The following is an 11905-nucleotide window of genomic DNA, read 5'->3' as shown; positions in this document are numbered from 1 at the left end:
TAATGGCTGAACTTACCGCTCAATTAGTCTCGGTAGACCGTTTGCTCTGGAAGGGTCCAGCAAGCATCGTGACTGCTCAGACTACCGAAGGTGAGATCGGCATTCTGCCTGGCCACGAACCCATCCTTGGTCAGCTCAAGGACAATGGTGTCGTGACCATCCGCCCAATCGACGGCGAGCGCATCGTCGCCGCCGTCCAGGGTGGGTTCCTTTCCGTGCAAGGTGACAAAGTGACCATTCTTGCGGATTACGCCATCTTCGCCCACGAAGTGAATCGTGATGAAGCTCAGGCAGAGCTTCAGAACATTGATGACGCACTCGCGAAGTCTCGTGCAGAGGCCGAGCTTGCTGCCGTCCGTCGCAGTGAATCTCGCTAACGCGGTCACCGCGTAGGAGGAAGGTAGAGCGCCACGCTCAACCTTGTAAAGCCCCGCTGTTTTAGCAGCGGGGCTTTCCGTTTCTGCGTTGCTTGCACTGGCAGCGAAGGTCGCTAAAATGAAGCGCATACTTTCATCAAGGTCGGTTTGAACGAAGCAGAGGTGCAATGTGATCGTTTTACTGTACGTGGCATTGTTCTTTGTGTTCTTTGTTATTACTGTGTGCGTGTGGCGCTTTTTAATGTTCCGCAACTCCGGCGCGATAGGCCTGTTCCGACAACTCCCGGCCACCGGGGTCCACGGTTGGCGCCACGGTGTGCTGATCTATCACGCGGAGGAGCTCCGTTTTTATAAACTGCGGTCCTTGTCATTCCAGTACGACATGTGCATTGAGCGCACCCAGACCAGCTTCGAGGGAATGCGAGCGCTGAGTCAAGAAGAGCAGTCGTTCATGCCAGGGATTAAGGAAGCCGTACTGCTGCACGGTGCCGATGGCGATATTGAATTCGCGGGCCAGAAGCGCGCGCAGATGGCGTTGATTTCATGGATTGAGTCTGCACCTGATGAGCGGCAGGAAAAGGTTGATTACGAGGCGCTGCGTCGGCGTGCGCTGCGTGACCGCGGCCGCGATCAGCGCTACTAGCGGGATAATTCCGTACAGAATGACACGACCGGTAGCCTAGTATCCATGCGTCTTGTCATTGCTCGCTGTTCAGTAGATTATGTTGGTCGTCTCGATGCGCATTTGCCGTCTGCGCTTCGCCTTATTTTGATGAAAGCTGACGGGTCTGTGTCGATCCACGCAGACGACCGTGCTTATAAACCACTGAACTGGATGACACCGCCGTGCACGATACGTGAACAAGCCGTCGTGGATATTGATGGGGAAGACACGGGGGACGAGTTGTGGATCGTGGAGAACCCAAAAGGCGAGCAGCTTCGCATTACAGTCGAGGAGATCGTGTCCGATACCAACGTGGAGCTCGGTGAAGATCCAGGTCTTGTGAAGGACGGGGTGGAAGCGCACCTACAGGAGCTGTTGGCTGAGCATATTTCTACGCTCGGCGATGGGTTTACGCTCGTCCGCCGTGAGTATCCGACGGCGATTGGCCCAGTTGACCTGCTCGCCAAGGATGCAGACGGCAAGACAGTTGCCGTTGAGGTGAAACGCCGGGGAGGGATCGACGGCGTCGAGCAGCTCAGCAGGTATGTTGAACTGCTCAACCGCGATAGCGTACTTCGTCCAGTACAGGGTGTGTTCGCTGCGCAGGAGATTAAGCCACAGGCCCGCACGCTCGCGGAAGATCGTGGTTTTCGCTGTATTGTGCTGGACTATGACGACCTGCGTGGAATCGAATCAGACGAGCTGCGCCTGTTTTAGAGGAGCGATGTAGCAGTGCCGCGAAGAAATCGGCGTCAAAACATCCAGCCGAGCTATATACTCCCGCGGGATGGGTCCACGTTTATCGGCACCCAAGAAATGGAAGGGCCGCGGTGGACGCATGGTGAGATCTACAAAGTGCGTCAGATTGGTTCTTCCGCAGCGCGGAAGTTCTACGTGTGCCCGGGATGTAATCAGAACATTCCTCCAGGAGTAGCCCATGTCGTTGCGTGGCCGAAGGAAGTGGGGCGCGGGGCGGATGATCGCCGTCACTGGCATAAACATTGTTGGTCGAGGCGGTAGGGTATGAGGCATGATTGCAGCATTTTCAGTAGCACCAGCCGTCACTGACACGCCGAACGCGGAGATGTCGCAGGCCGTGGCACGCGCCGTGAAAGTAGTTCGTGAATCGGGGCTGCCGAATGAGACGACAGCCATGTTCACCACGGTTGAGGGTGAATGGGACGAAGTCATGGACGTTATTAAGCGTGCGACGCAGGCGGTGGAGGAAGTGTCTCCACGTGTTTCGCTGGTGATTAAGGCGGATATCCGCCGTGGGTTTACAGATATGCTCCACCAGAAGATGGAGTCTTTGAACAAGCATCTTGAGGAGAACTAGGACGTGACAGGACCACAATTTACGGCAGGGGCCGTTGATTTAGCTCAGGTAGCGAAGCAAGCGGAGGCCCGCGAGGAAATGCAGCGCGAGGGGTTTGTCCCAGTATTTACGGTTACTGAGGCAGATTTGGAAGCCAAGGTACTGCAGCGCTCAATGCAGATTCCGGTTGTCGTTCATGTCGGTAGTGCGCGTTCAGCTGATTCAGAGTCGCTACGGGCGACGTTGACCAAGTTGGCTACCGGTCAGCGAGGATTCGCGTACGCATACGTTGATGCTGATGCCACTCCGCAGATCGCGCAGGCGCTCGGTGTACGGATTGTTCCGACTACGCTCGCGCTTGCTGCTGGGCGCCCACTGACGAGCTTCGAGGGGGATCAGTCGGAGGAAGAATTGAAGCCTTGGCTCGAGGCATTGGTGAGCAACGTTGGCAGGCAGTTGCAGGGCCTAGACGAGGAGCCCGTTGAGGATGCTGCCCCAGCAGAGGACCCGCGTTTGGAAGAGGCAGCTCGTGCGATGCAGGCAGGTGATTTTGATCAGGCTACGGCTATCTACGATGCGATGCTGAGCGAGGAGCCTGGTAACAAGGAGGTTGCGCAGGCGAAGGCGACGGTGGCCGTCGTCAAGCGGCTTGACCCTGCGAACTTGACGGTTGATCCTATTGCTGATGCTGCGGAGCACCCTGACGATGTCGCGAAACAGCTGGTGGCTGCTGATGCTGAGCTCGTGTCCGGTGCGCCTGAGAAAGCATTCGACCGTCTGTTGGGCTTGATCAAGCAGTCTCCAGAGGCGAAGGAGCGACTGCTCGAGCTCTTCGGGCTTTTTGACGCCGGCGACCCGCGTGTGCTCGCCGCTCGTACGAAGCTTGCGAGTGCTCTGTTCTAGCGTGACATGCAAAAGCCCGGGCCTGCAGGAACTCCTGAGGCCCGGGCTCTAGCGTTCTAGCGGCTCAGCTTGTACAGCTGTGCGCTCATTGCTGGTACGTGCAGCTCGATCGAGTGAGGGAAGTGATCCCACTGAACATCGTCGCTGTGCACAGTGTGTGGCAGGTCGTTGTTGGCACCGCCGTAGACGCCTGCGTCCGTGTTGATGAGTAGCTCCCACTCACCGGCGACCGGCAGGCCGATCCGGTAATTTGGCTGGGAAGCTCCGGACATGTTGATGACGGCCAGCACAGGGTTGCCCTCCGTATCCCACCGGAGGTAGGCGAGGATGTTGTGCTGTGAGTCGTCGCCTTTGACCCACTGGAATCCGGCCGGCACGTTGTCCTGCGCGTACAACGCAGGGGTGTCGACGTACACTCGGTTGAGGTCGCGAACCAGTTGCTGGATACCGCGGTGGTACTCGTGGCCCCAGCCGTCGGAAATATTGTCCCAGTTGATTGAGTTCGCTTCGTCCCACTCGGTGGTCTGGCCCCAGTCACAGCCCATGAAGAGGAGCTGCTTGCCTGGGTGGGAGAACATATAGCCGAAGAGGGTGCGAAGGCCGGCGGCCTTGTTCCAGTCATCGCCAGGCATGCGCTGCCAGAGGGATCCCTTGCCGTGGACTACTTCGTCGTGGCTAAACGGCAGGACGTACTGCTCGGAAAACGCGTAGACCAGTGAGAACGTGATCTCATTGTGGTGGTATGAGCGGTGAATCGGGTCGAGGGAGAAATACTCGAGGGTGTCGTTCATCCAGCCCATGTTCCACTTCAGGGAGAAACCGAGGCCGTCGTTTTCCGTCATAGCGGTCACGCCTGGCCAAGCAGTAGACTCCTCCGCGATGGTCACGATGCCTGGGTGGTTGCGGTGAACCGTTGCGTTCATCTCTTGCAGGAATTGGACGGCGTCCCAGTTTTCGCGCCCACCAAACTGGTTCGGGAGCCATTCGCCAGGCTGGCGGGAGTAATCGAGGTAGAGCATTGATGCGACGGCGTCGACGCGGAGGCCATCGATGTGGAACTCTTCGCACCAGTACAGGGCGTTAGCGACCAGGAAGTTGCGAACTTCGTTGCGCCCGAAGTCGAACACGTAGGTGCCCCAGTCTTTTTGCTCGCCACGGCGCCAGTCGGGGTGCTCGTAGAGGGCGGTGCCGTCGAAGCGGGCGAGTGCCCAGTCATCCTTCGGGAAGTGGGCTGGCACCCAGTCGACGATGACCCCGATGCCTGCTGCGTGTAGGTCGTTGACGAGTGCGCGGAAGTCATCTGGAGTCCCCCAACGGGCGGTTGGGGCGTAGTACCCCGTGACCTGGTAGCCCCAAGAGCCACCGAATGGATGCTCGGCCACCGGGAGGAACTCGACATGGGTGAAGCCGTTTTCCACGAGGTACGGTACGAGCTCGTCGCGCATCGTCTGGAAGGTTGCGCCCTTCTTCCATGAGCCGACGTGGCACTCGTAGACGCTCATTGGGGAGTTGGTCGGGTCTGCTTCGCTACGCTTTTGCGCCCAATCCTCATCTGTCCACTTGAACTCGGAAGGGGCGGCAACCACGGAGACGGTCTCTGGAGGTGTCAGCGTTTGCTTCGCCAGAGGGTCGGCCTTGTCGATGCGACGGCCGTCGGACGTCTGTACTGCAAATTTGTACGTGGTGCCTGCCTCAATGCCCGGGATGAAGATCTCCCACACTCCAGTCGAACCGAGGACGCGCATCGGGTACTGGTTTGGGTTCCATGCACAGAAGTCACCGACGACGGCTACGCCCTGTGCGTTCGGGGCCCATACAGCGAACGAGGTACCAGTGACGGTGCCGAGCGTCGTCTCGTAGGTACGGACGTTGGCGCCGAGCACCTCCCAGAGGCGCTCGTGGCGGCCTTCGCTAATCAGGTGCAGGTCGAGCGTGCCGAGTGTAGGCAGGAAGTGATATGCGTCGGCGACGGTCACCGGGTCGCCCTCGGGATAGTGCACCTTGAAGCGGTAGTCGGGCGCAGTGGTGTCGGTCAAGCCGATCGCCCAAATATCGTCGCCAAGGGACTGCATTTGCCGGATCTCATCGTGGATGAGTAACTCGACGTTCGTTGCGCCCAGGAATCGGGTGCGAATGAGGGAGCCCTCGGGTGCTGCGTGCCATCCGTAGAAGTCGTGCGGTGCGTGGTGCTTGCATTCGAGGAGGCGGTGCCGATCGTGTGCCGGGATCAGCAGTGCTGGGTTGACTGAATTTGCAGACATAATGATCTTTCTAGCGTCTGTTTGGTCGCGGTTGTTATGGGCGGTAGTCGTGATCTGAAATTTGTCGGAATGCGAGCGCTTCTCGCTTCTGCGGCGCAACATCAGGCAGCTTCAGAATGTGAGCGACGTTGACTTCCGGTGCGAGGCGCACGTAGTTTTCTGATCCCCAGTCGTAGTACGAGTCAGTTACCAAGTCATGGACGGCAAACTGCGCACCATATTCGAGACCAACTGCCGGCGCGTCGAGGTACAGCGTGCCTTCCTGCGCGTTCCATGGGTCGAGATTAACGACGACGAGGACCGCGTTGCCAGAGATCGCATCGACCTTCGAGTACGCGAGGATCTGGTCGTTGTCCACGTGATGGAAGCGAATTTGACGTAGCTGCTGCAGCGCAGGCTGCGCCTTGCGGAAGCGGTTCAGCGAAGTGATGTAAGGCTCTAGAGACTGCCCGTTATCGAGGGCTGTCTGGAAGTCGCGCGGGCGCAGTTCGTACTTCTCGGAGTGGTTATACTCTTCGCTACCTTCTGCGACGGCCTCGCCTTCGAAGAGCTCAAAGCCGGAATATACGCCCCACAATGGGCTCATTGTGGCGGCAAGTGTGGCGCGAATTGCGAACGCGGCTGGACCTCCGTACTGCAGCGAGGCGTGCAAGATGTCAGGCGTGTTCACGAAGAGGTTCGGGCGCGAGACATCCGCGACGTCGACCATGTGCTCAGCGAAGTCGATGAGGTCACCCTTAGATACTTTCCAGGTGAAGTGAGTGTAGGACTGGGAGAACCCTGCCTTCGACAGCCCGTACATCACTGGTGGGCGGGTAAACGCTTCGGCCAAGAAGATGACGTCGGGGTGCGTCTCGTGGACGCGGGTGATCAACCAGTGCCAGAAGTTCACCGGCTTCGTGTGCGGATTGTCCACACGGAACGTTCGGATGCCCAGGTCTACCCAGTACATGACAACCCGGTAAATCTCCTCGTAGACCTTCTCCGGGTTGTTATCGAAGTTGATCGGGTAGATGTCCTGGTACTTTTTCGGCGGGTTCTCGGCGTAAGCAATCGTGCCGTCTTCCAAGATGGTGAAGAAGTCGGGGTGCTCGCTCGCCCAAGGGTGATCCGGCGCAGCCTGCAAGGCCAAATCCAGCGCTACCTCCAATCCGAGTTCGTGCGCATGGTCAAGCATCGCGCAAAACTCTTTCTCACCACCGAGCTGCGGGTGGAAGGCATCGTGCCCACCGTCTCGTGAACCGATCGCCCACGGGGAGCCGACATCACCCTCCTCGGCGACAAGTGTGTTGTCTTTGCCCTTCCGGTTGATCTCACCGATTGGGTGGATAGGAGGGAAGTAGACCGTGTCAAAGCCCATTGCAGCAACGCGATCGAGCGCCTTCGCAGTGGTAGCCCAGGTACCGTGAACCGGGTTGCCTTCATCGTCCCAACCGCCGGTGGAACGCGGGAAGAGCTCGTACCACGAGTTCACCAGCGCATCGCGTCGTTCTACGTAGATATCGCAAATAGGCCCATGGGTGACGAGCTCCCGAAGCGGAAAAGCATTGAGTACTTCGAGTACTTCGTCAGAAATGCCGGCGAGAATTCGTTCAGCCAGTGGCAGCGCGGGATTATCAAGCGCCGCAGCGGCCCGTTCGAGCACCTCGCGGTCTGGGGCCGGAGTCTGCGCAATTGCGGCTTCAAAAAGGTGGATGCCGTGGGCGATGTCGTTCGCCATTTCTTCGGTAGTCTGCCCGGCCTCCAGCTTCTTTGTGACGGCGTTGCGCCACGTCGCCATGACGTCACTCCACGCATCAACGCGGTAGCGCCACAGCCCCTGAGCATCGGGGACAAACACCGCATGGGTGTAGTCCGGGCGGTACGGTTCTTGCTGCATGTGAATGGAGTACTGTTCTCCATTCGGATCCGTAATAACCAAGCTTGCAGCGATAGCGTCGTGGCCTTCTCTCCACACCAGGGCAGAGACTGGCACAACCTCACCTACCACCGCCTTTGCCGGAAGAGTTCGCCCGGAAACTTGAGGGCGTACGTCGTCGATACCAAAGCGTGCAACCATGTCGTTTTTGTCCTCACATGTGGCCGATGGAAGTCGGACACACCTATAGGTGTGCTCTTTCTTCTCTCAGACTAGCTAACTCTCACGTTAAATATCGACATAAGGGTTCGCTTTCATCCGTGGCGATTCTCATACAACGATATGGTTACACTGAGAACTCAGTCGCTTGTTTTTCTATCCACCAAGACGCCGAAGTAGAAAGAAGCCAGAATGGTAGCCGTGAACGAACCAACCACTGATCCAGATCTGCTTATCGACTTCCGAGGAGTCGAGTTTATTCGCGGAGGCAACACGCTTGTTGGCCCTATCGACTGGCAGGTGGAGCTCGACGAACGTTGGGTCATCGTCGGCCCAAATGGCGCCGGCAAGACCACACTGATCCGAATGGCGGCTGCCCAAGAGTTCCCATCGCGCGGCGTCGCATTCGTACTCGGAGAGCGCATCGGTAAAACAGATATGCGTGACCTTCGCGCGGCAATCGGATTGACGTCCTCAGCGATTGCTTCGATGATTCCGCCAAGTGAAAAAGTTGGCGACGTCGTCGTCTCCGCAGGCTACGCGGTCGTCGGGCGTTGGCGCGAACAGTACGAGGACGTCGACTACGAGCAAGCACTCGAAGTCCTGGAACAGGTCGGGGCTATGCACCTTATCGACCGCACGTGGGGAACGCTCTCGGATGGAGAAAAGAAGCGCGTCCTCATCGCCCGCGCGGTCATGATCGACCCAGAACTGCTCATCATGGACGAACCGGCGGCAGGTATGGATCTCGGCGGACGCGAGGACCTCATCGCATACCTCGGCGACCTCGCACTCGACCCCGATGCGCCAGCTATGGTGATGATCACCCACCATCTGGAAGAAATCCCATATGGTTTTACACATGCCTTGCTGCTCGACGAAGGAACAGTGATCGCCCAAGGTCTTATCGAAGACGTATTGACCAGTGAAAACGTCTCTAAGGCGTATCACCAGCCAATCGAAGTGCAGCACGACGACGGCCGGTTCTATGCACGCCGTGCACGAAGCGCACGAAGTGGTGCGCACCGCGCATAACACCACGCGAGGAGGTGGAGCACCGTGTACCGCAAAACCGGCGCATTTTCTGTCGACGCAACAGACGCCGTCGACGCAACAGAAACCAGTGGGTTCAACGGGTCACGCCTGTCTGCCACCGTCATCCTCATCCGCGACACTCCCGACGGAATCAAGGTGTGGATGCAAGAACGAGTCATGAGCATGAAAAACTACCCAGGCATGACGGTTTTTCCCGGAGGTGGCGTCGATAGTCGCGACTTCCCACCCCGCGCCTGGAATGACGGCGACCTGTGGATTGGCAAGTCGGCAGTATCTGTTGCACGAAGGCTCGGCGTAACCAAATACAAGGCACATGCCCTGCTGTTTGCCGCTGTTCGCGAATTGTTCGAAGAAACCGGAACACTGCTCGCCGTTGACGACGAAGGAACCCTACTCGGCGACGCACGTCCTTTCCACGACCAACGGCTCAAACTCGTCTCGCACGAGATCTCACTTACGGACATGCTGCAGGCCAATGAACTCAACGTCTGCAGCGACCTCCTCATCCCGTTTGCACGCTGGGTAGGTTGCTCGCACCGAGGTAACTGGTTCGACACCTTCAGCTTCCTCGCAAAAGCACCCATCGGACAAGAACCAGACGCGGAAACCGGCGAGGCAGACGATGCAAACTGGTTCTCCCCGGAGCTACTCATGGAAGGATGGCGCGCCGGGCTCGTTCGCTTCGTGCCATCAACCTGGGGGCAACTCCAACAGCTGTGCTCCTGCGACACCTTCGAGGATGCGGTCAAACTTGCACGCAACGCCGACATGCGCCCGATCATCGGAGACCCCGCCGATGATCCGCGCTACCACGAGTTTTTCCACCAGCACCCGACAGATAGGATCGGGACGCCCAAATGAGTTTTACTTTGGACGAGGTTGGGTTCCTACGGGACAACCTGCAAAAGATTCTGGCGCTTGGACCGGACCTCGAACTCATTCCAAGTACGCTAATTCGCGACAGAGCCGTACTGGAAAAAGAATTCGGCGATCATGCCCGTGTCGTTTCGGAGTTACTCGCCGCGCAGCGCAGCGCCCGTGGGAAGATGCCCGAGTATTGGCTTACCGATAGCGACGCCGCGCAACAAGCAACGCCACAGCTCGTTGCCGAATACAGAGCGCAGCTGATCAAGGATTTCGAAGCAGCCACGGTCCACGACGTGACCTGTTCAGTGGGAAGCGAAGGGGCGTCGATAAGAAAACAACAGCTCTCTTGGATAGGCTCCGATCTCGATCGCGTACGGCTTGCAATGGCTCAAGCAAACCTTGCCGACGCCAACGTGCTCCTCTGCCAAGCCGATGCACTGCAACCCATTAGCCGCGCCGATGTCGTCGTGGCTGACCCAGCACGACGCGCCAACGGCCGACGAATCACCGACCCAGCAAAACTCCTACCACCCCTGCCAGACCTCGTGGAAGCACATCGTGGCAGAGAACTCGCAGTAAAGTGTGCACCCGGAATCGACTACAGCGAGTGGAGCGGGCTCGTCAGCGTCGTCTCTCTCGATGGCGGCGTCAAAGAAACCTGCCTGTACACAGAAGGTTTCGGATCCGGCATTCGCGAAGCGGTGGTGCTGCGCGCGGACGGTTCGCGAGAGATAGTGAGGTCGGACGAGCCTGACGACACCACTGTCGCCGAACCAGGTACTTGGATGATCGAGCCCGACGGAGCGATCATCCGCGCCGGGCTAGTTCGCCACTGGGCGCACCGGCACAAGCTGTGGATGGTGGACCCGCACATTGCATTTCTTACGGGTGATGAGCTTCCCGCAGCAACGAGTGGCTTCCGTTTCTTGGAGGCTGTGCCGTTCAAGCGACTTAAGGCAGCACTGGCCAACTACCAAGCGGGGGCGCTTGAGATCCTCGTACGCGGGGTAGACGTCAACCCGGACCAGCTTCGGAAGAAGATGAAGCTGAAAGGGCACCGACAGATGGCGGTACTTATTGCGCGAACAGGCAACAGCCCGACTGCATACATTTGCGAGGCAAGGGAGCATCAGCGCGTAGGGTAGTGCGCATGAAGTATCTCGATCACGCTGCAACTACTCCGATGCGTCAGGTAGCAATCGATGCCTGGGTTGAACACGCAGGTGCGTTGAATCCCGGTGCGCAACACGCAGCGGGACGCCAAGCCAACGCGGTGCTTGCCGATGCAAGAGAACAAGTCGCGGAGTTGCTTGGCGCGGACCCGGTTGAAGTGATTTTCACAGGCTCGGGCACCGAGGCAGACAACATCGCGGTCCGCGGTCTCTACGAAGCCATGCGTGGCAAGCAAGGGGACCGGGTGGTGTGTTCACCGGTTGAGCACTCGGCAGTGCTCGAGACTGTCAAAGCACTAGGAGCACAGCACGTGGATTGGCTCCCGGTAGGTGACGACGGCCACCTGTCGGACCTCGATGCGCTTGACACTCCGGCAGCTGTGGCCGCAGTGATGTGGGCAAACAATGAGACTGGCGCACTCCAACCAGTGAAGGAGGTTGTTCGCAGAGCTGCGCTTCAGAACACTCCTGTTCATGTGGATGCTGTGCAGGCCGTTGGCAAGGTCCCCGTTCACTTCCACGACCTCGGTGCCACCACATTGGCAGCGAGCGCACATAAGTTTGGTGGGCCACGCGGAACCGGCCTGCTGCTAGCGAAACGCTCGCCGGCGCCGACCGCATCGATTCACGGTGGCGGCCAGGAACGTGGACTGCGTCCAGGCACGGTAGACGTGGCCTCTGCCGCTGCAACAGCTGCAGCACTGGCGGAAGCATGCTCCGAGATGGAACGTGAACGCGAACGTGTGAAGGAACTTCGCGATGCACTCGTGGCAGGTGTACAGCGTGAGGTCCCGGACGTAGTGGTAACAACCCAGGAGCCAGCTGTGGAGGGGCATGCCCACTTCATGTTCCGCGGTGCCCACGGGGACGCGATGCTGATGCTGCTCGACTCGTTGGGCATCGCTGTATCAACCGGGTCTACGTGCGCCAGTGGTGTGACCCGAATGAGTCATGTGCTTGAGGCGATGGGCGTGGAGGAAGTGCTCGGCTTGGGCGCGCTACGAATTTCGCTGGGGCGAACGAACACACGTGAGGACGTCGACTACTTTGTCCAGAACATCGCTGATGTAGTTGCGAAGGCGCGAGCGGCGGGGAACATGTAGATCTCACGCGATAGTGGGCGAGTTAACGTCGATGTGTTGGCGTTGTTTGCCGGGCCCGAACCAGTACAAGCATCATGCTGGTTCGGGCCTTTCATACTTTCGACCCAACC

General features: G+C 58.6%; 12 protein-coding genes. 10 read left to right on the top strand and 2 right to left on the bottom strand.

What is annotated here, in order from left to right; all coding sequences use genetic code 11:
• Nucleotides 1–2: 2 nt before the first annotated feature.
• The 6 genes from KBX13_RS05060 to KBX13_RS05035 all read left to right on the top strand — a co-directional run bounded on the left by KBX13_RS05060 (nt 3) and on the right by KBX13_RS05035 (nt 3259).
• On the top strand, nt 3–377 hold the full coding sequence (locus KBX13_RS05060) for a F0F1 ATP synthase subunit epsilon (protein ID WP_070362610.1): 375 nt from the start codon (nt 3–5) through the stop codon (nt 375–377).
• A 169-nt stretch (nt 378–546) separates the two neighbouring features.
• On the top strand, nt 547–1020 hold the full coding sequence (locus KBX13_RS05055) for a DUF2550 domain-containing protein (protein WP_070362609.1): 474 nt from the start codon (nt 547–549) through the stop codon (nt 1018–1020).
• A 45-nt stretch (nt 1021–1065) separates the two neighbouring features.
• On the top strand, nt 1066–1758 hold the full coding sequence (gene nucS, locus KBX13_RS05050) for an endonuclease NucS (RefSeq protein ID WP_070479532.1): 693 nt from the start codon (nt 1066–1068) through the stop codon (nt 1756–1758).
• Nucleotides 1759–1773: 15 nt separating this feature from the next.
• Nucleotides 1774–2061: a hypothetical protein gene (locus tag KBX13_RS05045; RefSeq protein ID WP_071573411.1), complete on the top strand. Its 288-nt coding sequence runs from the start codon at nt 1774–1776 to the stop codon at nt 2059–2061.
• Nucleotides 2062–2071: 10 nt separating this feature from the next.
• Entirely contained in the window at nt 2072–2377 is a 306-nt protein-coding gene (locus tag KBX13_RS05040; RefSeq protein WP_070362607.1) for an MTH1187 family thiamine-binding protein, read from the top strand.
• Between the two features lie 3 nt (nt 2378–2380).
• Nucleotides 2381–3259 carry a tetratricopeptide repeat protein gene (locus KBX13_RS05035; RefSeq protein ID WP_256021078.1) on the top strand — a complete coding sequence of 293 codons (879 nt, stop codon included), beginning with the start codon at nt 2381–2383 and terminating at the stop codon, nt 3257–3259.
• Nucleotides 3260–3315: 56 nt separating this feature from the next.
• Here KBX13_RS05035 and glgB read toward each other — a convergent pair whose 3' ends face one another.
• Together glgB and KBX13_RS05025 are read right to left on the bottom strand one after the other, a co-directional pair.
• Nucleotides 3316–5520: a 1,4-alpha-glucan branching protein GlgB gene (glgB, locus tag KBX13_RS05030; protein WP_256021076.1), complete on the bottom strand. Its 2205-nt coding sequence runs from the start codon at nt 5518–5520 to the stop codon at nt 3316–3318.
• 34 nt (nt 5521–5554) lie between these two features.
• A complete protein-coding gene (locus tag KBX13_RS05025) occupies nt 5555–7579 on the bottom strand; it encodes a maltotransferase domain-containing protein (protein WP_256021075.1) in 2025 nt (674 codons plus the stop codon).
• Nucleotides 7580–7789: 210 nt separating this feature from the next.
• Between KBX13_RS05025 and KBX13_RS05020 the strand changes: the two genes are divergently transcribed.
• Genes KBX13_RS05020 through KBX13_RS05005 form a run of 4 tightly spaced genes read left to right on the top strand, consistent with a single transcriptional unit; the run spans nt 7790 to nt 11795 of the window.
• Nucleotides 7790–8632, top strand: coding sequence for an ABC transporter ATP-binding protein (locus tag KBX13_RS05020; protein ID WP_070362604.1), 843 nt, complete (start codon nt 7790–7792; stop codon nt 8630–8632).
• 24 nt (nt 8633–8656) lie between these two features.
• Nucleotides 8657–9514 carry an NUDIX hydrolase gene (locus KBX13_RS05015; RefSeq protein ID WP_256021073.1) on the top strand — a complete coding sequence of 286 codons (858 nt, stop codon included), beginning with the start codon at nt 8657–8659 and terminating at the stop codon, nt 9512–9514.
• Nucleotides 9511–10665, top strand: a complete 1155-nt coding sequence (locus KBX13_RS05010) for an SAM-dependent methyltransferase (protein WP_256021071.1) — start codon at nt 9511–9513, stop codon at nt 10663–10665. The genes KBX13_RS05015 and KBX13_RS05010 overlap by 4 nt, the downstream gene beginning before the upstream one ends.
• A 5-nt stretch (nt 10666–10670) precedes the next feature.
• Nucleotides 10671–11795, top strand: a complete 1125-nt coding sequence (locus KBX13_RS05005) for a cysteine desulfurase family protein (protein ID WP_256021070.1) — start codon at nt 10671–10673, stop codon at nt 11793–11795.
• Nucleotides 11796–11905 lie beyond the last annotated feature (110 nt).

Origin of the sequence: Corynebacterium sp. CCUG 51687 (assembly GCF_024453995.1) — a bacterium.
Classification (GTDB): domain Bacteria; phylum Actinomycetota; class Actinomycetes; order Mycobacteriales; family Mycobacteriaceae; genus Corynebacterium; species Corynebacterium pseudogenitalium.
This window is presented reverse-complemented; position numbering and strand designations above follow the sequence as displayed.

What these genes read in the sequence shown, in the direction of transcription:
- KBX13_RS05040 (WP_070362607.1), top strand. Translation starts at nt 2,072, where the DNA reads ATGATTGCAGCATTTTCAGTAGCACCAGCCGTCACTGACACGCCGAAC.
- KBX13_RS05010 (WP_256021071.1), top strand. Translation starts at nt 9,511, where the DNA reads ATGAGTTTTACTTTGGACGAGGTTGGGTTCCTACGGGACAACCTGCAA.
- nucS (WP_070479532.1), top strand. Translation starts at nt 1,066, where the DNA reads ATGCGTCTTGTCATTGCTCGCTGTTCAGTAGATTATGTTGGTCGTCTC.
- KBX13_RS05025 (WP_256021075.1), bottom strand. Translation starts at nt 7,579, where the DNA reads ATGGTTGCACGCTTTGGTATCGACGACGTACGCCCTCAAGTTTCCGGG.
- glgB (WP_256021076.1), bottom strand. Translation starts at nt 5,520, where the DNA reads ATGTCTGCAAATTCAGTCAACCCAGCACTGCTGATCCCGGCACACGAT.
- KBX13_RS05005 (WP_256021070.1), top strand. Translation starts at nt 10,671, where the DNA reads ATGAAGTATCTCGATCACGCTGCAACTACTCCGATGCGTCAGGTAGCA.
- KBX13_RS05060 (WP_070362610.1), top strand. Translation starts at nt 3, where the DNA reads ATGGCTGAACTTACCGCTCAATTAGTCTCGGTAGACCGTTTGCTCTGG.
- KBX13_RS05020 (WP_070362604.1), top strand. Translation starts at nt 7,790, where the DNA reads ATGGTAGCCGTGAACGAACCAACCACTGATCCAGATCTGCTTATCGAC.